Consider the following 23,168-nt stretch of genomic DNA (forward strand, 5'->3'; position numbering starts at 1 on the left):
ACATGCCTGACTCCCTTCGCACCCTGATCGCGGCGAGCCGAGCAGCCTACGAGCAGCAGTTCGCCCCCACGCACCTGGCGAGGCTGGAGCGGGTCGCCGAGCTGTGCGATCCCCCCTTCGTCGCGGACCTGCACCACCCGCGCCACGACCTGCTCCTGCGCGAGGTCCAGGTCCTGCTCACCTCCTGGGGGACGCCGGCCCTCGACCAGGAGACCCTGGACCGGATGCCCCGGCTGCGGGCGGTGCTCCACTGCGCCGGGACCGTCAAGCAGCTGGTCGGGGACGCGTTCTGGGAGCGGGGGATCCTGCTCACCAACACGGCCGACGTCAACGCCGTACCGGTCGCCGAGTTCACCTTCGCGTCGATCCTGCTCGCCGGGAAGAAGGCACAGTTCCTCGCCCGCTCCCGCACCGCGCGGCGCGTGGTGTGGAAGGACGCACCGCACGGACCCTTCGGCCCGCCGACCAACTACCGCCCCGAGATCGGGATCGTCGGCTTCTCCCGTATCGGGCGCCTCGTCGTCGAGCGCGTCAGCCGCGGCATGGACGGGGCGACCTGCTGGGTCGTGGACCCCTACGCCGACGCCTCGGCGGTCGCCGCTGCCGGCGGACGGCTCACCACACTGGAACACCTGCTGCCCAGGGTGTCGATCCTGTCGCTGCACGCCCCGGAGCTGCCGGAGACCCGGCATCTGATCGGGGCCGGGCAACTGGCCCTCCTCCCGGACCACGCGACCGTGATCAACACCGCCCGGGGAAGCCTCATCGACACCGCCGCGCTGGAGGCCGAGTGCTCCTCCGGCCGGCTGAACGCGGTCCTCGACGTCACCGACCCCGAGCCGCTGCCGGAGACGAGTGTCCTGCACACGCTGCAGAACGTGTCCCTCACCCCTCACATCGCCGGGTCGCTGAACACCGAGACGCACCGCCTCACGGACCGCGCGATCGACGAACTCGAACGACTGGCCCGCGGGCGGCCTCCCCTCAGCCCCGTCCGGCGAACAGACCTGGAGAGATCGGCTTGAGCTCCCCCCGCACGACAACCGTCCGGCAGAAAATGCGCGAGGTCCCCGAGGACCGGCGCCTCGCGCCCCACACGGGATGGACGCGGCAGCACCTCGCCGTCCTCGCCGACGAACTGCTGCTGGCGGTGCGGCCGTACGCCACCGCGGACCGCTCCCACATCCTGATCCCCGCAGGCGACGGCCGCGACGTGCGACCGATCGACGGCCTCGAGGGATTCGCCAGAACCTTTCTGCTCGCGGCGTTCCGCCTGGCCGGAGAACGGGGTGAGGACCCCCTCGGCCTCGCCGAGTGGTACGCCTCGGGCCTGGCCGCCGGCGTCGACCCCGCGAACCCCTGCCGCTGGCCGCGCCCGGACGAGCACCCTCAGGCGAAGGTCGAGGCCGCGGCCCTGGCCATCGGCCTCCACTTCAGCCGCGTGTGGGTGTGGGACCGGCTCACCGGGGAACAACAGGGCAACGTTGTGGCGTACCTGTCCACCGTGATCGGTACCGACGGACCGAACACCAACTGGGTCTGGTTCCGCCTGGTCGTCGAGCAGTTCCTCGACACGGCCGGAGGGGCCGGCGACCCGGACGACGTGCGCGCCGACCTCCAGGCACACGAGTCCTTCGCCCGTGAAGGCGGCTGGTACGCGGACGGCGTCACGCGGGCCTTCGACCACTACAACGGCTGGGCCCTGCAGCTGTACCCCTTCCTGTGGCGCGCCATGGGAGGAGGAACGCAGGCCGCCGAGGCGGCCTGGCGGAGGCGGTTCGACCGCTTCCTCGCCGACGCGGCGCGGCTCGTCGGAGCCGACGGCGCCCCGCTGGCACAGGGGCGGAGCCTGATCTACCGCTTCGCCGCCGCCGCACCGTTCTGGACGGCGGCGCTCATCGGCAGCGACGTACTCCCGCTCGGACAGCTCCGTCGCGCGGCCATGGGCATGGTCAGGCACTTCGTCGATCACGGGGTGCCCGACGAGCGCGGCATCCTGTCGCTGGGGTGGTTCCGCGAGTGGCCGGACCTCGCCCAGGCGTACTCGGGCACCGGCTCTCCGTACTGGGCGGCGAAGGGCCTGATGGGTCTGGTGCTGCCGGCCGACCATCCCCTGTGGAACGCCGTCGAGGAGCCGCTGCCGAGCGAGCGGTCGAACATGGTGTCCGTGATCCAGGCGCCCGGGTGGCTGGTCAGCTCGACGGCCGCCGACGGACTCGTCCGCGTCTACAACCACGGCACCGACCATGCCCTGCCCGGCGACGAGGTGAGCGAAGAGCCGACCTACGCGCGCCTGGCGTACTCGACGGCGACGTTCCCCCTGGTGCGAGCGGAGGCCGGCCGTCTTCCCGACTCCGCGGTCGTGGTCCGGGACGTTCGGGGCCGGGCCAGCCATCGCGCGGGCTTCGAACGGCTGGCCACCGGCTGCGCGGCCGACGGGACGGCGTTCGGGTTCTCCCGCTGGACGAGCCGATGGATGGATCTTCACGAGGGCCAGCCGGACATCGCCCACGGCCGGTACGGCTCGAACCGGTACGGGCCAGTCCTCACGGTCGGGTCCGTCGTGCGCGACGCATGGGAAGTCCGCCTGGTCAGGCTCGACTCCCACCCCGGGGAGACGGACCGCGCCACGTCCCTCGCCGTCACCGGATGGCCGGTCACCGGTGTCCGCCTGCTGGCCCTCGGCGGCGCCGCCGTCGTCACCGACGGACTGCGCTCCAGCGTCCGACCGGTCAGCGGGAATCCCCGCAGCGGCGTCCAGACCGACTCCGACGCCACGCCGCTGCCCGGTGCGACCGCCACACCCTGGCTCGTCTTCGACGAACCGGAGTGCGGACTCTGGCACGCCGCGATCGTCGAACTGAGCGGCGCGGACCCGACGCCGCCGCCGCGCGTCGCACTCGAGACCGACCTGTGCACCGTCACCTGGAACGACGGCTCCACCCATCGCGTACGCCTTTCCGACGTCAGGGGGCCCACCGCATGAGCACCCGGCCGCGAAGCCACGCAGCGGGAGAACAGGATGTACCGCGCTTCGGCGTGGCCGCTGTTCCAGCCCCACCCCCGTCTCGTCAGCCCGACCATGCTGGACCATCCACCGAGCCTTCTCTCGAGGGCGGCCCGATGCGGCGGGCATCGGCGCTTCATCCGCTCGCACTCGTCCTCGACGACGACCGCGCCCCGGACCTGGAGTTCGCCGACGCCTTCTTCGCGCTCGTCGAGCGGGGGCACCGGCCCGCGATCGCCCTGAGGTCGCAGACCACTGCCGGCGCTCTCGCGCGGTGCGGCAGCACAGCCCTGCACGAACCCTCCTGAACCCGTTCCGCCGTGGAGCTGACACGGCGGGACCCGATCCGAAGGCTGGACCATGAATCAACCGACCGAGACGCAGGTGGCGTCCAGCGCACCGCGTACCTTCCCGACCGACTTCGTCTGGGGCACCGCGACAGCGGCCTACCAGATCGAGGGCGCTGCCCGTGAGGGCGGCCGCGGCCCGTCGATCTGGGACACCTTCTCGCACACCCCCGGACGGACGCAGGACGGCGACACGGGCGATGCCGCCTGCGACCACTACCACCGCTGGGCCGAGGACGTCGAGCATCTGACACGGCTCGGCGTCGGCGCCTATCGGCTGTCCCTCTCCTGGCCGCGTGTGCAGCCGGGCGGGCGCGGTCCGCTCAATCCCGAGGGCGTCACCTTCTACCGGCGGCTGCTCGACTCGCTGCGCGAACACGGGATCCGCCCCTACGTGACGCTCTACCACTGGGACCTGCCCCAGGAACTGGAGGACGCGGGAGGCTGGGCCAACCGCGAGACGGCGCTGGCGTTCGCCGAGTACGCCCGGCACATGGCCCGCGAACTGGGGGAGCGGGTCGAGGTGTGGACCACGCTGAACGAGCCGTTCTGCAGCTCCTACCTCGGCTACGCCTCCGAGGTGCACGCCCCTGGCCGGACCGAACCCGCGGCGGCGCTCGCGGCCGTGCACCACCTCAACCTGGCGCACGGCCTCGCGATCCGGGCGATCCGCGAGGAGATTCCCGGCGCGCGCACCTCCGTCACGCTCAACCTGCACCTCATCCATCCCGCCGACCCCGCGTCGCCGGCCGACGCGGACGCGGTCCGGCAGATCGACGCGCTGGCCAACCGGGCCTTCACCGGCCCCATGCTCGACGGCGCCTATCCGGACGACCTGCTCGCCGACACCGCCCAGGTGAGCGACTGGTCCTTCGTGCACGAGGGCGACCTGGAGGTGATCCGCCAGCCGCTGGACGTTCTGGGCGTCAACTACTACTTCACGACACTCGTGCGTAAGCTCGTCGGCGGCGGCACGCCCGAGCGAGCCGACGGGCACAAGACCGCCGGCGCCTCTCCTTGGGTCGGGGTGACCGACGTCGAGTTCCTGCCCCAGCCCGGCCCCCACACGGAGATGGGCTGGAACATCGAGCCCGCGGGCATGACCCGGCTGCTCGTCGACCTGCACCGCCGGTACCCCGGCCTGCCGCTCGCCGTCACGGAGAACGGGGCCGCGTTCGCGGACGAGCCGGTCGTCGACGCGGCCGGCCGGCGCCGCGTGCACGACGCACGGCGCGTACGCTACCTGCGCGACCACGTCGACGCCGTGGGGGCGGCCGTCGACGCCGGGGCGGACGTGCGTGCGTACTTCGCCTGGTCCCTGATGGACAACTTCGAGTGGGCCTACGGCTACTCCAAGCGGTTCGGCCTCATCCGCGTCGAGTACCCGACGGGCGAGCGCACGTGGAAGGACTCGGCGTACTGGTACGCCCGCCTCGCGTCGACCGGAACCCTGCCGGCGATCGCCGACGCCGAGCCGCTCGACACCTGAGGCGCCGCTGCCTGATGCGACGCCGCACGCCACGGCGCCGGGCGTCGCATCAGCGGACGGATGCTCTCAGGCCGGCTCACCGGCCCGGTCGGGCACGTCTCCCGCGCTGCAGTACGACCCGGGGGAGTGGGTCCCGTGCACCAACCGCAGTTCGGCCTGGCGGTCTCCTCCGCGCGGTCGGGGCCGGAGAGCCGCCGCGACGTTCCAGGCGAAGCCGGCCTCCCCCGGGTGAAGGGCCCCGTACTGCTCCAGGGCCAGCGGCATCAGGCGCAGGCGCGCGTCGACCCACGCCTCGTCCCACGGGCCCTCGGCGAGGATCTGCTCCGCCGCGCGGAACTCGTAGTAGAGGGTGCGCCTGAGCCTGTTGCCCCGCACGGAAGCCGAGCCGTGCACGAGCATCACGTCGTGGACGAGTACGTCACCGGGCTCCATCTCCACCGTCACCGCGCCCGGGACGTCCCAGCCGTGCCGGGCGGTCAGCGTGCAGATGTCGGCCTTGTGGCGCTGGGAGCCGGGGACGACACGCAAGGCGCCCTCGGCGGACCGTGAGGCATCGAGGTACACGTCGACGTTGAAGATGCGGTGCGTGCGGGGGTGGACGGCGTCCTGGTGCCAGGGAACGGGAGCGCCGTCGCCCTCCTGCTTGAGCACCAGCGACTCGTACGTGGGGACGAAGTTCGGTCCGGCCAGCGTCTCCGCGATCCCGAGCACGGCGGGCGAACCGAGCAGTTCCAGGGAGGCGGCCTCACGCTTGCCGTGCAGGTAGTCCACCCGGAACAGGACACGGCCGCCGGGACGATCGGCGAAGTGGTAGTCCTGCTCGTCCTGCGGGGGCCGCAGGGCGGACGCGGTCCAGTGCTCGGCCGCCCGCTTCAGGCGGCCGAGCAGATCCTCCGGTATGCGGTCGCGCAGCACCAGGTAGCCGTGCTCGTCGAAGAACGCCACCTGCTCCGGCGTCAGATGATGGGGGGACATGGCGGTTGCGGCCGGGACGGACATGGGTTGTGCTCCTTCTGTGGACATCGGACACGCCTGTTGGCAGGCTCGTGCGAGCCCCACGTAATCAGCACCGAGGAGCAGGTTCCTCCTCCTCGCTCGCCCCTGCCTCCTGGAAAGTCACTTGCTGCAGTCACACGAACCCCGACGGGACGTCTTCGGTCTCGCCTGCTGGGAAGGCCGGGCCGAGGTCATGAGCCACGCCCACCGCCACGACGACATCGAGATCAACTTCTCCGGTGACAGTGAGCTGGTCTACCTGTTCCGAGGGCGGCGGACCGTGGTGCGGCCCGGCGGGACGGCCTTCTTCTGGGCCGCTCTCCCGCACCAGCTCGTCACCGCGAACCCGGACAGCACGATGCGCTGGCTGACCGTGCCGCGCGCCGTCTTCCTGCGCTGGCGCATGCCCGACCCGCTCCTGAGGGCACTGCTGCGGGGAACGGTGCTGACGGACGGGCCCGCGGACGACCCGGAGGCCGAGCAGGCCCTCTTCGACCGCTGGTCGCAGGACCTGTCACGGCAGAACGAGGAACTGCGCCGCATCGTCCTGCTGGAAGTCGAAGCCAGGCTGCGCAGGCTGGCCTTGGCCACGGTGCGGGAGGACCGCGGAACGCATACATCCCCACAGGACGTCGCCGCACACCACGCGGCGGAACTGGCGCACTTCATGGCGACGCACTCCCGTGAACCGCTCACCGTCGAGCGGGTGGCGGGTGCCGTCCCCCTGCACCCGCACTACGCGATGCGTGTGTTCAAGGACGTCATCGGCACCACCCTGCACGCCTACCTCACCGAGTGCCGGCTGGCCGACGCGCGGCGCCTGCTGATGACCACGGAACTGCCCGTCGCGGAGGTCGCGACGACAGCGGGATTCGGCTCGCAGAGCCACTTCTACTCCCGCTTCGCCGCTGCCCACGGGATGCCCCCGGCGACGTACCGGCGCCTGCATCGCCGGTAGTCGCTCGGTCCGCTCTTCCCTCGGCGAGGTCTGCGGCAGGTGTCTTGACCTGGGCCCGAGGCTCCGGGGTACGGTACGTTCACCGCGGAACGATCACGCAGCTCGACGACGCTTCCCGAGCGCAGCCGTGGTCGATACAACCGCGGGGAGTCATGTGCGGACGGTGCAACGCCCGAATTCCGCTGAGGCGCGCGAGCTGAACCAGTGCGGTGAGGAATCGATGCCATCCCAGTTGTCGAAGACGTTCGGCGACCGCACCGCGTACGACCTGCTCGTCACGAACATCGAGTACGTGATCGAGCGGCAGCCCCATCCCGACTGGCGCATCACGGACTTCGCCAACCCGCGCTCCTCGATCCTCGCCTACTGCGTCTCCGGGCGGGCTCACTACCTGATAGACGGCACGGCCTACGAAGTCACGGCGGGCGACGTGCTCTACATGCGCCGAGGCGCTCCGCACACCGCGTCGAGCGACTCCGGCGATCCCTGGCGCTTCGTCTCCACCGCGTTCACCCTGGTCGATCCCACGCTGGCCGAGCCGTCGGAGCCGGAGGCCATCCCCGTCATCACGAGGGGGGTGCGGACGGACGCAGCCCCGTACTTCCAGGACATGTACACGGCCTGGGCTGGGAAGGACCCGGGCCACCTGCTTCGCATTCGGGGCGCGATCGCGCTCACGCTCAACAAGATCATCGCCGCGGGCAATGCGCCGGAGCGTGAAGCGCCTTACCAGCGGAGAATCAGCAAGGTCACGCAGTTGCTCGCGGAGAACGTCGACCGAACCTACTCCGTCGAGGAGTTGGCAGGACTGTGCAACCTCAGTTCCTCCCACTTCCGTACGCTGTTCAAGCGCGCGACCGGATTGACCGCGACCCAGTACCAGCAGCACCTCAAGATCGCCCGAGCGACCGAGTTCCTCGCGAGCGGCGAGTACAACGTCACCGAAGCGGCACGCGCGAGCGGTTTCCGCGACGTCTACTACTTCAGCTACCTGTACAAGAAGCTCACGGGGATCAATCCGTCGGCCGTCGCGCGCTCCTGAGGGTCTCCCGCCGGAGGGAGCGTCGCGTCGCGCACCCGGTTCACTCCCGCTCGCGGCCCGTCGACTCGAACTGCATGTCGTGCACCACGATGTGGGCGGGTCGTGACAGAACGAACAGGATGGCGTCCGCGACGTCGTCGCTCGCCATGAGGGCGGCCCGGTCCACGGCGCGGTCTCCCCAGAACGGAGTGTCGGCGCCGCCCGGCGTCAGGTTGGTGACCCGGACGCGCCTGTCCTGGACCTGTGTCGCGAACGCCCGGGTGAACATGGCGACGGCGGCTTTCGCCGTGCAGTAGAGCGGAGCAGCCGGATTGGGGCGGACGCCGGCCAGCGACCCGACGTTGACGATGAGCCCGTCGTGGTCGCGGAGGCTCGGCAGCGCGTGCTTGCACGACAGGAAGGTGCTCCGCACGTTGACCGACATCAGCCGGTCGAAGGTCTCCACGCTCGTCGTCGCTACGTCCCCGGGAACCGAGGCACCGACGAGGTTCACGACGGCGTCCAAGGGTCCCAGCGAGCGCCGCGCCTCAGCGTAGAAGGCCTCGACGTCGCCCTCGTCGGTGACGTCCGTGGCCCGCGCGAGCACCTGCGGATGCGTGGCCCTCACCTGCTCGAGCCGCTCATGCGACATCCCTGCCGCCGCCACCTGCCCGCCCTGCGCGACAAGACGGTCGACGAGCGCCCTGCCGATTCCGCCGGTGGCACCCATGACGGCGATGCGCCGCCCGGCCATGGCCCCGGCCCCCTGCTCCAGGAGGAGGTCCGAGCTGTCAGGAGCCGACATGTGCGCGGGCGCGGCCGCCGGTGCGTCGAAGGAGTTCGCCATGGCAACAGCGTCGCCCTGCTGGCCGGCTCGCACCATCGGCCGGGCGCCGGATGTTTACCCGATCCGATCGCCGAAGCGACGACGGTGCCTGGAAGGCTTCCCGGCGGTCGGGACCGGCAGTTCGTGTAAAGACGTCGCTGTGCTTCCCGGGTCCTTCCGCGGTGGTCGTCAGCATGATGAGGGCGTCGGAAGATCTCGAGAACGAGGAGCACCGGGGTGCGACAGACGCCGTTGACACCAGAGGTGGGCACACGGTTGGACGCCCATGCCGTACGGCAGCGCATGACGGAGGATCCTCGTGTGGCCGCTCTCGTACGGACGATCGGCGATCGGGCGGAGCGCTGGCAGCGCAACCCCACGCTGTCCGTGCCCGGCGAGCTCCCCGAGTGGTGGCACGTCGCCTGGGAGCGCCTCGGGGACGTGGCGTTCACCCACGCGCTCCACCCCGATCCCGAGTCGGCCCGCTGGCTTCGGACCGAGACACTGCGGCTGTGCGCGCTTCCGGTCGACGCATGGGTCGGACCGTACTTCCGGACACGGACGGCACCGCTGCTCGGCGCGCTCGAGACCGCTCACGTCGGTCTGGGCGTGGCCGAGGTGCTCGAACTCGCCCCGGACATCTTCACCACCCGTGAACAGCGTGCCGTGACGGACGCTCTCGTCGACCACTGTCTGGTCCTCTGCGAGCGCGCCCTCCGCTCGTACGAGAGGCAGGCCGAGTTGCACGCGAAGAGCCGCGGCGAGGAGGGCACGGCCCTCAACAACTGGTACCTGGTGATCCTCGACGCCTTCGGCGCGGTGTCCCTGCTGACCGGGGACGACGCCCGCATCGGCACACTGCCCGAGCGCTGCGCGCAGGCCGCCCGTCTGTACAACGGGGACAGCTACGGGGAGAGCCTCCAGTACTTCGGGTACGCCTCGCTGCATCTGAGCAACCTCCGCGAGCTGCTCTCCGCCCACGGACAGCTGCCCATGGCGCAACTGCCCGCCCCCGACGCAGACTTGATGCCGTGGGTGGCGCAGTCGATCATGTTCCAGGGGCCTCGCCCCGAACTGGGACCCGGTACCTACACCACGATGGTCAACTTCGGTGACTCCGCCATGACGGCGCGGCCTCCGGCCGACCTTCTGACGAGCATCGCCCGGCGTGACAGCGGCGCCACACCGGAGAACGCCGCACTCGCCCGGTGGTTGTTCGAGCACACCTATCGCGATCCCCGTCTGGAGCCGTCGAGTCTGTCGTCCTTCGGGTTCTTCTCCCAGGTCGGCTGGCGGTCGGTCGTCAACTCGCTGGACCTCGTGGAGCCGCAGTCCCCCGAGCAGCTCTCGCTCCCGCTGGCCCGGTCCTTCGAGACCGGAACGGTCGCGGTGCGAGACCGGTGGGAGGACACCAGAACGGTCCTCGCAGCCCAGGCCGGCAACACCACGCTGCGCGTCGACGGCCACCGCCACGACGACCACGGCAGCTTCGTGCTCAGCCACCGGAACGAGTTGTTCTTCACCGATCCCGGCCACTGCTCCTACCGGCTGCCCGCCCAGCAGATCGCCAAGCAGGCCGCGAGCCACAGCACTTGGGTGCTCAAGGACGCGGCCTCCGGCTCGACGATCGAGCGGAGCCATGCCCACGGCGCACCGGTGGGCCGTCGGCGCGAACCCGGGCAACGCGCGGGCTGCACGGTGTTCTCCGTGGACCTCGCGGACAGCTACCCCGCGTCGGTGCTGCGTGCCGAGCGCTCGTGGATCACCGTCCTCCCGCACATCGTGATCGTCCTCGACGACATCGTCGCCGCGGAACCCGTCACCGTCGAGTCGCGCTTCCTGCTCAACGACCGGGACCACGCCCTGCGGGTGAACCAGGCCGCGGACGCCAAGCTCGTCCTTCGCCGCGGCGCGGCCGCCGCGAAGTTCTTCGTGCTGCGGTCGGAGGACGACGGCGGGCAGACCACGCCGGCGTTCGAGCGGAGCTGGGCCACGGTGCACGACATCTACCAGCCGCAGCCGAACTCGCCCACGCAGGGCAGGGAGGGCAGCGGCGTCCTCTGCGGTGTCACCGCGCCGAGGCCCTCCAGGCGCCATCGCGCCGCGTACTCGATCGTGCTGGACGCCGAGAGCGAGATCCGCGGCTGGCACGTGGGCATCGACGACTCCGGCGTCGTCGACGTCGAACGACCGGACGGCACCCACGTACGGATCGACACACGCCATGCCACCGCCCGCGGCCCGGCCGCAAACTGACGGTCTCACTCAGGCAGGACCGTTCGTCGGCGCGCCCTTCCGCACAGAATCTCGTGAGGAGCACGATGACACTCGCCGTCCACTACACGGCCGCCCGCACCCTGACCACCGCCGCGGCCCCGGCCGACCCTCCCGCCCCCGGCCCGGGGGAGGTCGAACTGGCCCCCGCGTACGTCGGCATCTGCGGCACCGACCTGCACGTCTTCCACGGCGACATGGACGCCCGGGTGGCCCGGCCCGCCGTCCTCGGGCACGAGATGTCCGGCCGGATCCTGCGCGTCGGCCCCGACGTGGAAGGCTGGCGGCCCGGTGACGCGGTCACGGTGATGCCGCTGCGCTGGGACGGCACCTGCCCGGCCTGCCGCGCCGGTCACCGGCACATCTGCCACGACCTCGACTTCATCGGCATCGACTCGCCCGGTGCCCTGCAACAGCGCTGGACCGTCCCCGCCGCTGCCCTCGTGCGGCTGCCCGACACGCTCCCCCTCGACCAGGCCGCGCTCGTCGAGCCCACCGCCGTCGCCGTGCACGACGTCGGCCGGGCCGGTGTCCGGGCCGGCGAGAGCATCGTCGTGGTCGGCGGCGGCCCCGTCGGCGTCCTCATCGCCCTCGTCGCCGCCTCCGCGGGCGCCGACGTCCGCGTCGTCGAACCGAGCGCCCACCGGCGCGAGCTCGCCGGGGAACTTGGCCTGACCGCCTGGGACCCGGCCACCGCGGACGTCCCTGCACAGGTGCGGGAGTGGACCGGTGGTGCGGGCGCCGACATCGCCTTCGAGGTGTCCGGCGCCGCGGCCGGGATGGACACCGTCGTGGAGGTACTGCGCGTACGCGGCCGGCTGTGCCTGGTGGCCATCCACCCCCGTCCCCGCGAGGTGGACCTGCACCGCTTCTTCTGGCGCGAGCTCACCCTGGTCGGCGCCCGTCTGTACGACCGCGCCGACTTCGAGACAGCCGTCGGCCTGGTCGCCGCCGGCACCGTCCCCACCCGCCGGCTGATCAGCAGGGTCGTGCCGATGACCGAGGCGGCGTCCGCGTTCGCCGCTCTGGAGGACGGCGGCCACGTGATGAAGATCCTCGTCGACTGCGGTGACAACACCCGTGAGGCCCGCCCATGACCCTCTTCGACCTCACCGGACGGCTCGCCGTCGTCACCGGCGCTCGCCGGGGCATCGGCCGGGCCATGGCCCGGGCTCTGGCCGAGGCCGGCGCGGACGTCATCGGCGTCAGCGCCACCCTGGAGGACACCGGCAGTGACGTCGAGCAGGACGTCCGCGCCACGGGACGGTCCTTCGAGGCCCTGCGCACCGACTTCGCGGACCCCGAGGCGGTACGCGCCCTCGGCGCCGAACTCGCCGGGCGCGAACGACCCGTGGACATCCTCGTCAACAACGCCGGCACCATCCGCCGCGCCCCGGCCGCCGAACACCCGGGCGCCGACTGGGATGTGGTGCTCCAGGTCAATCTCAGTGCCCAGTTCGCCCTCACCCGGGCGATCGGCGCCACCATGCTCGCCCGCGGCCGGGGCAAGGTCGTCTTCACCGCGTCACTGCTCAGCTTCCAGGGCGGCATCAACGTCCCCGGTTACACCGCCGCCAAGCACGGCGTCGCCGGCCTGACCAAGGCCCTGGCCAACGAGTGGGCGCCGCGCGGCGTCAACGTCAACGCCATCGCCCCCGGCTACATCGCCACCGACAACACCCAGGCCCTCCGGGACGACCCCGAGCGCAGCCGCGCCCTCATCGACCGCATCCCCGCGGGTCGCTGGGGCACCGCCGACGACCTCGCGGGCGCCACCGTCTTCCTCGCCTCGGACGCCTCCGCGTACGTGCACGGCACCGTCCTGCCCGTCGACGGAGGATGGCTCGGCCGGTGACCCTCGGTCATGCCGCGGCCGCGGCACCCACCAGCAGCCGGCCCATGGCGGCGAGCACGGACGGCTCGACGCGGTAGTAAACCCAGGTGCCGCGCCGCTCGGAGGTGAGCAGACCGGCCTCCTTGAGCTTCTTCAGGTGGTGGGAGACGGTGGGCTGGGAGACGCCGACGTCGGAGATGTCGCACACGCACGCCTCACCGCCCTCGTGCGAGGCCACAGCCGAGAACAGCCGAAGGCGCACCGGATCACCGAGTGCCTTGAACATGCGCGCGGCTGTCTCGGCTTCGTCGGCGGTCATCGGGCGCTCGGTCAGCGGCGGGCAGCACGGCTCCACGCCCTGACCGTCGGCGGGTTCGAGCAGCGGCAGCACCTTCGCGTTCGACATGCGTCTATGTTGACACATGTCGAACCAGTACGGCGAGGTCCGTCACCGCGGATGGGCGGTCAGGCGTCGGGCGATCGGCTCCGCATCCCGCCCGGCACCGCGCGACGAGGCCGACGGCAGGTGCGCTGCCCTCCGACAGTGACCCTGCAAAATTGATGACTGTCTATGTTGACGCCCATCGATACAGGTGCCATGCTGGGCCGCGCAAGCCATCGACAGATGTCGAAACACGCTAGGAGTCGCCGTGAACGCGCCCGCCCACCCCGAGCTGCCCGTCGTCGTGATCGGGGCCGGACCCGCCGGTCTGGCCGCCGCCGCCCACCTGGTCGACCGCGGCATCGAGCCCGTGGTCCTGGAGGCCGGGCCCACCGCCGGCGCGGCCGTGCTCGCGTGGTCCCACGTCCGGCTGTTCTCCACCTGGGGCGAGGTCGTCGACCCCGCCGCCGAGAAGCTGCTGGCTCCCACCGGCTGGACGAGGCCCGACCCGGCCACCTACCCCAGCGGTGGCGACTGGGCCGAGCTGTACCTGCAGCCGCTCGCCGACGTCCTCGGAGACCGCGTCCGCACCGGCGCGCGCGTCACCGGTGTCTCCCGGGCCGGCCGGGACCGGATCGTGGACGCCGACCGCGAGGCCCAGCCGTTCGTCGTGCACGTCGCCCACGCCGACGGACGCGAGGAGCGCCTCTTCGCCCGCGCCGTCATCGACGCCTCCGGCACCTGGGCCACGCCGTCCCCGGCCGGCGGCAGCGGGCTGCCCGCGCTCGGCGAGAAGGCCGCGGCCGACCGGATCACCTACCGCGTCCCGGACCTCAAGGACCCCGCCGTCCGCGCCCGCTACGCAGGCAAGCGCACCGCCGTGATCGGCTCCGGGGCCTCCGCCTTCACCGCCCTCGCCTACCTGGCCGACCTCGCCGAGGCCGACGGCGGCGCGGGCACGAAGGGCGTGTGGATCCTGCGCCGGGGCATCTCCGGCTCCACCTTCGGCGGAGGAGAGGCCGACCAGCTCCCCGCCCGCGGCGCCCTGGGCCTGGCCGCCAAGGCCGCCGTCGACAACGGCCACGCCGAGGCGGTCACCGGCTTCCGCACCGAGACGATCGAGCGCGACGCCGACGGCCGCCTGGTCCTGGTCGGTGAGGACGGCCGTCGCCTGGACCCGGTCGATGAAGTGATCGTCCTGACCGGCTTCCGCCCCGACCTGTCCTTCCTCGACGAGCTGCGCCTGGGTCTCGACGAGCGCCTCCAGGCCCCGGTCGAGCTGGCGCCGCTGATCGACCCCAACCAGCACTCCTGCGGCACCGTCTACCCCCACGGCCACCGCGAGCTGTCCCACCCCGAGCAGGGCGTGTACCTGGTCGGGATGAAGTCCTACGGCCGCGCCCCCACGTTTCTGGCCATGACCGGCTACGAGCAGGTCCGCTCCGTGGCCGCGGCGATCGCGGGCGACCTCGCCTCCGCCGACCGTGTGGAACTCACCCTGCCCGAGACCGGTGTGTGCGGCGGCGCCGGCCTCTTCGATGCTCCCGAGGCCGCTGAGGGCGACGGCGGTGGCTGCTGCGCACCCGCGCCGCAGCTCGTCCAGCTCGGCGCCCCCGCCGCGGTCGGGGCGGCGGCAACCGAGCAGGCCCCGGCGGGCGGCTGCTGCGGCTCGTGACCCAGCCGGCCGCGACAGCGCACGGGGCCGCGACCGGAACAGGGGACCGGTCGCGGCCCCGCGCCGCCCTGCCCGCCCTCTGCGCCACACAGATAGCGAGCTGGGGCATCGTCTACTACGCCTTCCCCGTGCTCAACCCCCGGATCACCGCCGCGACCGGCTGGCCGGCCGGCGCGACCACCGCGGCGTTCTCGCTCGCCCTCGCCGTCTCCGCCCTCGCCGGCATCCGCGTCGGCCGCATCCTCGACCGGCGCGGCCCGCGCACCGTCATGACCACCGGTTCCGTGCTCGGCGTGATCAGCCTGCTGATCGTGGCCGCAGCCCCGAACATCCCGGTCTTCATCGCCGGTTGGACGCTGGCCGGACTCGCCATGGCGGCCACCTTCTACCAGCCCGCCTTCGCCGCCCTCACCCGCTGGTGGGCCCCCGACCACGTCCGTGCCCTGACCGTCGTCACCCTCGCCGGCGGACTCGCCTCCACCGTCTTCGCCCCGCTGACCGCGGCCCTCGCCGGCCACCTGTCCTGGCGCCACACCTACCTCGTCCTCGCCGCCCTCCTCGCCGCCGTCACCATCCCCGCCCACGCGCTGGCCCTGCGCGCACCCTGGCCCGCGGCCCCCACCGCCCCCGCACACGGAACAGGAGACGCCGCCGGCACAGGGCGCAGCCGCCCGTTCCTCCTCCTCGCCGCCACCTTCACCCTGTCGAGCTTCGCCCTGCACGCTGTCGTCGTCGCCCTCGTCCCCCTCCTCCTGGAACGCGGGTACACCACCAGCCAGGCCGCCTGGGCCCTCGGGATCGGCGGCGCCGGACAGACCCTCGGCCGCACCCTGTACGCCACGCTCGCCCGCCGCACCACCGCCACGGCCCGCACCACGTTGCTCGTCGCACTCGGTGCCCTGACCACCAGCGCCTTCGCCGCCGTCCCCGGCCCGTACGCGCTGCTCATCGCGGTGTCGATCGCGGCCGGCATGGTCCGCGGCAATCTCACCCTGCTCCAGGCCACCGCCATCACCGACCGCTGGGGCGCCACCCACTACGGGCGCCTCTCCGGACTCCTGGCCGCACCGGCAACCACCGCCGCAGCCCTCGCGCCCTTCGCCGGCGCCGCTCTGGTGGTACCGCTCGGCGGCTACGGACCGCTCTTCTTCCTTCTCGCCGCCGTCTCGACGGCCGGCGCGCTCACCGCGCCCTGGACGGGTACCGTCAATCGGCCTGATGGCGATACAGCCGACCGTGATTGCGCCACCAGACCACCTCGCCGTCGGGTCCGCGCACGAAGTCGGAGCGCGTACCGGTCGGCCGGCCCTCGGCGTCCAGGTCCAGGGTGAAGTCGGGTCGGTAGAAGGCCGCCCCCAGTTCGCTGGTGTCGCCCGCGGCCGCGTCCTCTTCCTCCTCGGGGGCGATGTCGCTCGCCGCGCCGAGGAACGTCCGGGTGCCGCGCAGCCGTCCGCCGTGCCGCGTCAGGTCGACGACGACGTCCTCGACGGCGCCCTCCTCATTGATCCGCTGGGCCGTGTAGCGGCCCTCGTAGGGCGCCAGCTCCCGCCCGGTCAGGACCTCGGCCGTGGCCGGCAGGTTGGTCACCCCGGCGAACCGGCTGAGGGCCCAGTCGTCGGTGAACAGCTCGTCCCGGAGCAGCGTTCCGCCTTCCGAGTTGGTCAGCAGGGTCAGGGCGAAACCGCGGGCGGGCACCATCAGGAAGCCGGACATCTGGCCCGGCCAGGTCCCGCCGTGCTGCACGATCCGTGGTCCCTGGGCTGTCGGGCGCAGCATCCAGGTGACCCCCATGCCGTCGAGTTCGACGACCAGGGTGCCGCCCGGTCCGGGGTCGGAGCGCATCCGTTCCAGCGATGCCCTGCTCAGCAGCCGTGTGCCGTCGGGGGCGGTTCCATCACCGAGGTGGAAGCGGGCCCAGGCCAACTGGTCGCGCACGCTGGAGATCAGCCCGCCGGTCGGCGCGAGGCTGCGGGGCTGGAGCCAGAAGGCCGGCTCCAGCACGGCCTTGCCGTCGACGACGTCGTGGGACGCGGCGACGTTGAAGCCCACGATCTCGTCGCTGGAGAACCGGCTGTGGTCGAGCCCAAGCGGATCGATGACCAGGTCGCGCACCGCCGCCTCGTAGGTGGTGCCCGTCACCACCTCGATGATCCGGCCGGCCACGCACAACGCCGCATTGTTGTAGGCGAACACCTTGCCGGGGGCGTTGAGTTGCGGGAGCCGGGCCATGGACGTCACGAACCGGGCCAGCGCGTCGTCCCCGGGGCCGAAGTCCTGGTAGTCGTCGCCCAGCCAGCCGGCGCTGTGGTCGAGCAGCTGACGCACGGTGACCTGTGCCGACGCATAGGGGTCGGCCACCGTGAAACCGGGCAGGTAGCGGCGCACCGGCGCGTCCAGGTCGACCTCGCCCCGCTCGAAGAGCCGCATCAGAGTGGTGCCGGTGAAGGTCTTGGTGGTCGAGCCGACCCGGAAGACGGTGTCACCGTCGACCGGGACCGGGTGATCGACATTGGTGACCCCGTACCCCTTGACGTACTCCATGCCGTTCCACAGCACGCCCACGGCCGCTCCGGGGATCGCATAGGCCTTCATGGCGTGCTCGATCCTGGCGTCGAGAGCGGCGAACAGCGGGTTCCCGGTGTCACCCGGGTCGCCGGTGTCGCCCGTGTCGCCGCCGCGTACGGCGGAGCCCGGGGACGCGGCCGACGGGGACGCAGCGCCCAGGGTGGCGCTCGCGCAGCCCAGCGCCGCCGCGGCGCCGAGGAAGCCGCGGCGGGACCACCGGCTGTCCGCGGCCTGGTGGGCAGTCGAACCGTCCGACAGCAGATCAGGGGTCATGAGCTTCCGGTCCCCTCATCGCCGACGATGAACGGCACCGGTTCCACCGAGCTCACGCAGCTGGTGTCAGGGTGCTCGGGGTCCTCGAAGAAAGAGGTGATCACCTCGGCGCCGCACGGGTTGTCGAACGTGCCGTGGGCGACACCGGCCAGCGTCACCACCGTGGAGCGGGGGAGTGTCCGGGCCACGAAGCGCCCCCACTGGGCCCCGGTCTGGGCGTCGAAGCTCCCGGAGATGGCAAGGGTGGGGATGTCGCTGCGAGTGACCTCGCGCACGGAGTCGGGCGCCTTGGGGACGGGCCAGCTCTGGCATGCCTGCCGCAGGAACGGCAGTTGCGGGGCCTGGGCCAGGACCGAACGGGGGAGTTCCGGGAACGCCTGCCGGCCCTTGGCGAGTTGCTCGCCGGGTGTCTCGAACGGCACCCATTCGCTGCACCAGACGCTCAGGGAGAATCCGTGGGCGAACATCCCTTGCGAACCGGGAAGCCAGGCGGCCGCCCACTGTTCGGCGATGCGCTCGGGGTGGCCGTGGGCCAACTCGTCGACGGCCAGCGGGAAGTCGGCGGGGGCGTGACTGGCACGCACCATCCAGTTCAGCAGCGCCCCGCCGTCCAGGACCACCTTCACCCGGCCGACCTGCGGCACCGTCACGTATGTGGTGACCGGACGGGCCTCCAGCCGACCCACCATCCGCAGGAAGGTGGCACCGATGTCCGGGTAGCGCCGGCGGCAGGAGGGCTGCGCCGCACAGGCGCCGACGATGTTGTCGAACGACTCCCGCATGCTGCTCCACGTCCATCCGGGCGTGGCCTCGGAGGGCGGTACGACGCCGTCGACCGTCACGGAGCGCACTCCCTGAGGGAACATGCGCATGTAGGTCAGCGCCAGCTGTGTCCCGTAGGAGTGCGACAGGACGTTCCACTCCCGGATGCCCAGGGCCTTCCGCAGGTCCGCCACGTCGGCGGCGTTCTCGCTGGTGTTGTACGCGGTGGGGTCGACTCCCTGGGCCGTCAGGCGCTCGTGGCACCGGGCCGCGGCCCCGGCGTACCGGTCCCCGGTGGAGGGTGCGTCGTAGCGGAGGTGGACGCGGTCCGCGTAGAACTGGTCGATCTCGGGGCACAGCAGCGGCCGTTGAGAGGAGAACGTGCCGCGCTGGGAGAGGACGACCAGGTCGCGGTCACGGTTCACACCGGCCTCGGTCAGCTCCTCGATGTTCCCGAGGGCGTCCGCCCCGGGCCCGCCGGTGAGAAACACGATCGGATCGGGGCGTGGTGCGGGCGACGCCGAGCGGACGAGCGCAACGGCCAGGCGAAGGGTGCGCCCCGTGGGGTGGGACCGCTTCTCCGGTACGACGAGGAAGCCGCAGCGGGTGTGCTCCAGCGGCCCGTACGTCGTCGGGCACGCGGCGGGTTCGAAGCGCGGCGACGGCTGCGCCGGCGCCCGCTCGGTCCCGGGGAGGGTGAGCGAGGTGCCTGGGAAGACCCAGTGCCCCCGGTCGCTGGAGGCGTACCCGTGCCGACGGGCCGCACTCTCGATGGTCTGTCGGTTGAGGGCGTAGACACTGTCCCACCGCAGGGCGTCACCGAGGAAGCGGTGTGCGAGGTCCCACAGCGTGTCCCCGGAGGCGACGGTGTACGCACCGGCCGCCGCGGGCCCGGGCGGCGGATCACCGGACGCCCGTCCCGGCTGCCCAACGCGCTGAGGGCGGGTCACGACAGGCGGGCCGCCCTCCTCGCCCGCGGACGTCAGGCGGACGGAGGCTGCACCGGGCGCGCCGTGGGCGGGAACCGCGCTCAGTACCGTCAGACCGGTCAGGAACATGGCGGCCGCGGCAGCCGTGCCGCGGGTGCGTATGGGCATGTCGTCCTTCCGGACCGATGCGGTGACAGGCACCAGCACCGGTCGCATGCGGTCACCCGGAGGGTGGGGGCGTCAGACGCCATGCTGCGAAGACGACGCGCGCTGCGCACTCCGGCAGGCCCGAAGGGGTCACGGCCGCCCGGATCGGGTCCGGGCCCGACCGGAGCGTGGCGCGGCAGGCCGTCCGGTCGGGCTGAGACGATGCCGAGGGGCGCTCACCCGGGCGCTCAGCGCCGGAGCACGTCCGCGAGCCAGTCGAAGACGACGTCGCAGTGCTGCTGGGGCGCCATCGGGGAGCAGTGCAACTGGGCCCCGGTGGCCTTCGTCAGTTTCACGTAGTCGCGCCGCGTGCGCAGCAGGTCGTACATCTGCCGCGGCTGGCCCGGGTAGAACTGCTCGAAGTCGTAGTCCAGGACGAGCGTCGGGACCTTGATCCTGCCGACGATCCCGGTGATGTCGAGGCCCATGGCCACCTGCGCCGGTGTCCAGAGGTCGGTGAGGACCTGGCCCCGGCGCGCCTGGCGCAGCGCCTTCCGGTCGAAGATCTCGAAGCGCTTCTTGACGATGAAGGCCTCCTGCGGGGACAGCCCCGGGACGACCTCCTCGTTCCAGATCCGGTTGGTCTCCTCCTTGTCGGGTGTGACGATGTCACGCAGTGCCTCGTCGAAGCCGAGCCAGGGGCTGAGGCATCCGGGCATGGCCACACAGGCGGCGAGCCGGTGCTCGAAGGCGGCGGCCCGCGGGGCGAGGTTGCCGCCCATGCTGAGGCCGGTGAGGGCGATCCGCCGGCCGTCCACGTCCTCGCGCCGCAGCAGCCAGTCGACGATCGGGGCGACCACCGTCTCCCAGCGGGTGGTGAAAGGGATCTCCTCGACGAACAGCAACTGTCCCTGTCCGGGGCCGTCGTAGACGAGGGCGTTCCAGCCGCGGTCGAGGGCCGCGGACACGCCGTAGGTCCACATGTCCACGTTCTGCCCGTCACTGCCGTTGGTGAGGATGACGGTGGGGCGCCGCTCGACGGGGCCGTCCGGGCGGAAGAACCACAGCGGCAGCCGGGTCCTGCCCCACGGGACCCGGGCGGTGACGGCAGCGGGCGTGCAGAGCCGGGCGAAGGTGTCCCAGGCCCTGCGTCCCGCCTCGTAGACCGCCTCCTCGTCACCGGGCTGGTCGGTGCCCAGGACGTAGAACAGCGCCTGGGCGTAGTACTGGGCCGCGCGCAGCGAGCGGAAACGGCGGGTCTGCGACGGCGTCCCGCGGCCGTCCCGGTCCACGGCCGGGGGAGCGGAGAGCCGGTCGCCCCAGGACCGGAAGGTGTCGGTGTAGGTCTGCTCGGAGAGCCCCGCCGCGTTGATGGCGTTGACCGCGGTCAGCACCTCGCCGACCTCGGAGGCGCGCATGCCCGCGGCCCCCAGCGCGAGCAACCCCGCGAAGTTGAAGCCGGGATCGGCGAAGAGCCGCATCGCTCCCGGTGTCGGATCGGGCGCCGCCGAAGGCGCGGTGGGCGCGGCGGCCGCGCCAGGAGCGGCGCTCCCGACGGCGAGCGTGCCCGCCCCTGCGGCGAGCCCGGTCAGGGCCGCGCGGCGGGTGAGGGAAGCAGGCTGGTGCGGTGTGCTTGCGGTCATGCGGGGGACGCTACGACGCTCCACCCGGCGCGGATTCGTGACGCGCCCTCCGGTGCTCCGAACGGGCCCGTGCGGCTGGCCCGTTCGGCTAACCCAGGGTGCGTAGGACGCGCTGTTCACGATGATCAGCAATCTCGACGACTCCGGCAAACACCCCCCCGAGTGCCGGGCTGCCCGTGCCGTACCGCTGCGAACCCCTGTGGGTGACCTGCTCTCAGCCTGCTTCCCGGTGCCGGCCCGAGGCGGGGTGGACGTGCACGCCCACTGAGGAAACGTTGTTGCGTCTAGACGCCCCTTGTCCGGAAATCCCTTTTGCACACACATTCCCATTTTCTGAAGTCCTCGGCGCCGGGAGGATCAATTTCGCAGGTCGCCTTCGGGTGCGTGCCAAAGGATGAATCTCGAGACAGGGGAGCCGTATGACGGTAGGCCAGGACCGTCCGGAGCGGGTGCGAGGGACGGAGGGACGATGAGTACTGCCCAGTCGAGCACGGGTGGTGAGGAAGCCGGTGCGCCGATCCGTACGGTCGCGGGGACCGGGGCCGCGGGGTTCAAGGGGGACGGTGAGGCGGCCGTGTCGGCACAGGTGAATCGCCCGTACGGCGTCGCGGTGGACAGCGCCGGAACCCTCTACTTCTCCGACCTCAACAACCATCGCGTCCGGAAGGTCACCACCGACGGGAGGATCAGCACGGTCGCGGGCACCGGGGTCGCGGGGTTCAGCGGGGACAACGGCCCCGCCACGGCAGCGCAGTTGAACTGGCCCCGTGAGGTAGCGGTGGACGGTGCGGGCGCCGTCTACATCGCCGATGGCAACAATCACCGGGTGCGGAAGGTCACCCCGGACGGACGGATCAGTACCGTCGCCGGCACCGGCGCCGCGGGTTTCAGCGGGGACGACGGCCCGGCCGTCGCCGCCCGGTTGAACCTACCCATGGGGGTGGCCGTGGACAGTGGCGGCGCCCTCTACATCTCCGAGTACCACACCAACCGCGTCCGCAGGATCACGACCGACGGCCGCATCAGCACATTCGCCGGCACCGGGGCCGTCGGCGCCGGTGGCGACGCCGGCCCGGCTGCTTCGGCGCAGCTCAACCGCCCGCACGCACTGGCGATCGACGACACGGGCGCCCTCTACATCGCGGACTATGCCAATCACCGGATCCGCAAGGTGACGGCCGACGGGGAGATCAGCACCGTGGCCGGCACAGGCACCGCGGGCTTCAGCGGGGACGACGGTCCCGCCACCTCGGCCCGGCTGAACGGCCCGGTGGGCGTGGTGGCGGACAGCGCGGGCGTCCTCTACATCGCCGACTACGGCAACCACCGCGTCCGCATGGTCGCGGCGGACGGAAGGATCAGTACGGTGGCCGGCACAGGAACGGCGGGCTTCGGCGGTGACGGCGGCGCCGCCGGAAAGGCCCAGCTGTACCACCCGTACGGCCTGGCTGTGGACTGCGTCGACACCCTCTACGTCGCCGATCACGTCAACAACCGGGTCCGGAGGGTCGCGTCGGTGAGGCTGGCCGGGCTGCCCGACTCGGGCACGGTGGTCTCGTGGGCCAACGTGCGCAGCCGGTTGCGAATGGGGGTCGTGCGCGAGTCCGTCAGGGACGGGGCGGAGGTCCACCAATTGCTCGCCGTGCCCAGAGACCATCAGCGGTGGAGGGTGGTCGCGGCCGGCCGGCACGAAGGCGATGTCTTGTACCGCATCGAGAACGTACGCAGCGGCAAGGTTCTCGAGGTCGTCGGAGCACAAGCGAGGTCCGGGGCCGTCATCGCGCAGCGCGGCTACGAGGGCCCGGAAGCACATCACCAGCAGTGGCGTCTGATCCCGGTGGGCGAGGTGGACGGCGTTCCCCGGGTCTTCGAGATCGCGAACCGCAACAGTGGGCTGCTGCTGCGGGCCGACACCAACGCCCGCGTGGCGATCACGCAGGACGGATCGGAGGGTGACCACCAGAGCCGGCAGTGGCAACTGCTTCCCGCATGACGCGTGAAGGGCAGGGGCGCCCTCGCCCCTGCCCTCCACGTGCCCGT

At 71.9% G+C, this 23,168-nt stretch carries 17 protein-coding genes and 1 pseudogene; 12 read left to right on the top strand and 6 right to left on the bottom strand.

What is annotated here, in order from left to right:
- The first annotated feature begins 2 nt into the window (after positions 1 to 2).
- The 4 genes from ACFYWG_RS10630 to ACFYWG_RS10645 all read left to right on the top strand — a co-directional run bounded on the left by ACFYWG_RS10630 (position 3) and on the right by ACFYWG_RS10645 (position 4,843).
- The gene (locus ACFYWG_RS10630; RefSeq protein WP_383507150.1) at positions 3 to 1,025 is read left to right on the top strand and encodes a hydroxyacid dehydrogenase; all 1,023 of its coding nucleotides are present in this window, start codon (positions 3 to 5) and stop codon (positions 1,023 to 1,025) included.
- Between the two features lie 32 nt (positions 1,026 to 1,057).
- Positions 1,058 to 2,986, top strand: a complete 1,929-nt coding sequence (locus ACFYWG_RS10635; RefSeq protein WP_389200593.1) for a DUF2264 domain-containing protein — start codon at positions 1,058 to 1,060, stop codon at positions 2,984 to 2,986.
- Positions 2,987 to 3,123: 137 nt separating this feature from the next.
- On the top strand, positions 3,124 to 3,315 hold the full coding sequence (locus tag ACFYWG_RS10640; RefSeq protein ID WP_389200595.1) for a hypothetical protein: 192 nt from the start codon (positions 3,124 to 3,126) through the stop codon (positions 3,313 to 3,315).
- A 52-nt stretch (positions 3,316 to 3,367) separates the two neighbouring features.
- On the top strand, positions 3,368 to 4,843 hold the full coding sequence (locus ACFYWG_RS10645) for a GH1 family beta-glucosidase (RefSeq protein WP_389200598.1): 1,476 nt from the start codon (positions 3,368 to 3,370) through the stop codon (positions 4,841 to 4,843).
- A gap of 66 nt (positions 4,844 to 4,909) precedes the next feature.
- Here the strand turns inward: ACFYWG_RS10645 and ACFYWG_RS10650 are convergent, their stop codons facing one another.
- Entirely contained in the window at positions 4,910 to 5,842 is a 933-nt protein-coding gene (locus tag ACFYWG_RS10650) for a phytanoyl-CoA dioxygenase family protein (RefSeq protein WP_389200600.1), read from the bottom strand.
- Positions 5,843 to 5,963: 121 nt separating this feature from the next.
- Here ACFYWG_RS10650 and ACFYWG_RS10655 point away from each other — a divergent pair, with 121 nt between their 5' ends.
- Together ACFYWG_RS10655 and ACFYWG_RS10660 are read left to right on the top strand one after the other, a co-directional pair.
- A complete protein-coding gene (locus tag ACFYWG_RS10655; protein ID WP_385418339.1) occupies positions 5,964 to 6,797 on the top strand; it encodes a helix-turn-helix domain-containing protein in 834 nt (277 codons plus the stop codon).
- 220 nt (positions 6,798 to 7,017) lie between these two features.
- Positions 7,018 to 7,839 (top strand): helix-turn-helix domain-containing protein, encoded by an 822-nt coding sequence (locus tag ACFYWG_RS10660; RefSeq protein ID WP_389200602.1) that lies wholly within the window; start codon positions 7,018 to 7,020, stop codon positions 7,837 to 7,839.
- A gap of 40 nt (positions 7,840 to 7,879) precedes the next feature.
- Here the strand turns inward: ACFYWG_RS10660 and ACFYWG_RS10665 are convergent, their stop codons facing one another.
- The gene (locus ACFYWG_RS10665; RefSeq protein WP_383507131.1) at positions 7,880 to 8,665 is read right to left on the bottom strand and encodes an SDR family oxidoreductase; all 786 of its coding nucleotides are present in this window, start codon (positions 8,663 to 8,665) and stop codon (positions 7,880 to 7,882) included.
- A gap of 300 nt (positions 8,666 to 8,965) precedes the next feature.
- Here ACFYWG_RS10665 and ACFYWG_RS10670 point away from each other — a divergent pair, with 300 nt between their 5' ends.
- From ACFYWG_RS10670 to ACFYWG_RS10680, 3 genes are all read left to right on the top strand, one after another.
- Entirely contained in the window at positions 8,966 to 10,900 is a 1,935-nt protein-coding gene (locus ACFYWG_RS10670) for a heparinase II/III family protein (RefSeq protein ID WP_389200604.1), read from the top strand.
- Positions 10,901 to 10,965: 65 nt separating this feature from the next.
- Positions 10,966 to 12,015, top strand: coding sequence for a zinc-binding dehydrogenase (locus ACFYWG_RS10675; RefSeq protein ID WP_389200606.1), 1,050 nt, complete (start codon positions 10,966 to 10,968; stop codon positions 12,013 to 12,015).
- Positions 12,012 to 12,773 carry an SDR family oxidoreductase gene (locus ACFYWG_RS10680; protein WP_385418351.1) on the top strand — a complete coding sequence of 254 codons (762 nt, stop codon included), beginning with the start codon at positions 12,012 to 12,014 and terminating at the stop codon, positions 12,771 to 12,773. The genes ACFYWG_RS10675 and ACFYWG_RS10680 overlap by 4 nt, the downstream gene beginning before the upstream one ends.
- A 7-nt stretch (positions 12,774 to 12,780) precedes the next feature.
- Here ACFYWG_RS10680 and ACFYWG_RS10685 read toward each other — a convergent pair whose 3' ends face one another.
- Positions 12,781 to 13,158 (bottom strand): ArsR/SmtB family transcription factor, encoded by a 378-nt coding sequence (locus ACFYWG_RS10685; RefSeq protein ID WP_383507119.1) that lies wholly within the window; start codon positions 13,156 to 13,158, stop codon positions 12,781 to 12,783.
- Between the two features lie 244 nt (positions 13,159 to 13,402).
- Between ACFYWG_RS10685 and ACFYWG_RS10690 the strand changes: the two genes are divergently transcribed.
- A complete protein-coding gene (locus ACFYWG_RS10690) occupies positions 13,403 to 14,809 on the top strand; it encodes an NAD(P)-binding domain-containing protein (protein ID WP_385418354.1) in 1,407 nt (468 codons plus the stop codon).
- Positions 14,806 to 16,140, top strand: coding sequence for an MFS transporter (locus tag ACFYWG_RS10695; protein WP_389200609.1), 1,335 nt, complete (start codon positions 14,806 to 14,808; stop codon positions 16,138 to 16,140). The genes ACFYWG_RS10690 and ACFYWG_RS10695 overlap by 4 nt, the downstream gene beginning before the upstream one ends.
- Before the next feature lie 319 nt (positions 16,141 to 16,459).
- Here the strand turns inward: ACFYWG_RS10695 and ACFYWG_RS10700 are convergent.
- The 3 genes and pseudogenes from ACFYWG_RS10700 to ACFYWG_RS10710 form a co-directional block, all read right to left on the bottom strand.
- Positions 16,460 to 17,647: pseudogene (locus ACFYWG_RS10700) on the bottom strand (serine hydrolase domain-containing protein); the annotation flags it as partial.
- Positions 17,644 to 19,506, bottom strand: a complete 1,863-nt coding sequence (locus tag ACFYWG_RS10705) for an alpha/beta fold hydrolase (RefSeq protein ID WP_389200611.1) — start codon at positions 19,504 to 19,506, stop codon at positions 17,644 to 17,646. The gene ACFYWG_RS10705 and the pseudogene ACFYWG_RS10700, both read right to left, overlap by 4 nt.
- 227 nt (positions 19,507 to 19,733) lie before the next feature.
- Positions 19,734 to 21,128: an alpha/beta hydrolase family protein gene (locus tag ACFYWG_RS10710; protein ID WP_389200613.1), complete on the bottom strand. Its 1,395-nt coding sequence runs from the start codon at positions 21,126 to 21,128 to the stop codon at positions 19,734 to 19,736.
- 469 nt (positions 21,129 to 21,597) lie between these two features.
- Between ACFYWG_RS10710 and ACFYWG_RS10715 the strand changes: the two genes are divergently transcribed.
- Positions 21,598 to 23,121, top strand: coding sequence for an RICIN domain-containing protein (locus ACFYWG_RS10715; protein WP_389200614.1), 1,524 nt, complete (start codon positions 21,598 to 21,600; stop codon positions 23,119 to 23,121).
- The last annotated feature ends 47 nt before the right edge of the window (positions 23,122 to 23,168 follow it).

It is taken from the genome of Streptomyces sp. NPDC003456, from assembly GCF_042878735.1.
Taxonomy (GTDB): domain Bacteria; phylum Actinomycetota; class Actinomycetes; order Streptomycetales; family Streptomycetaceae; genus Streptomyces.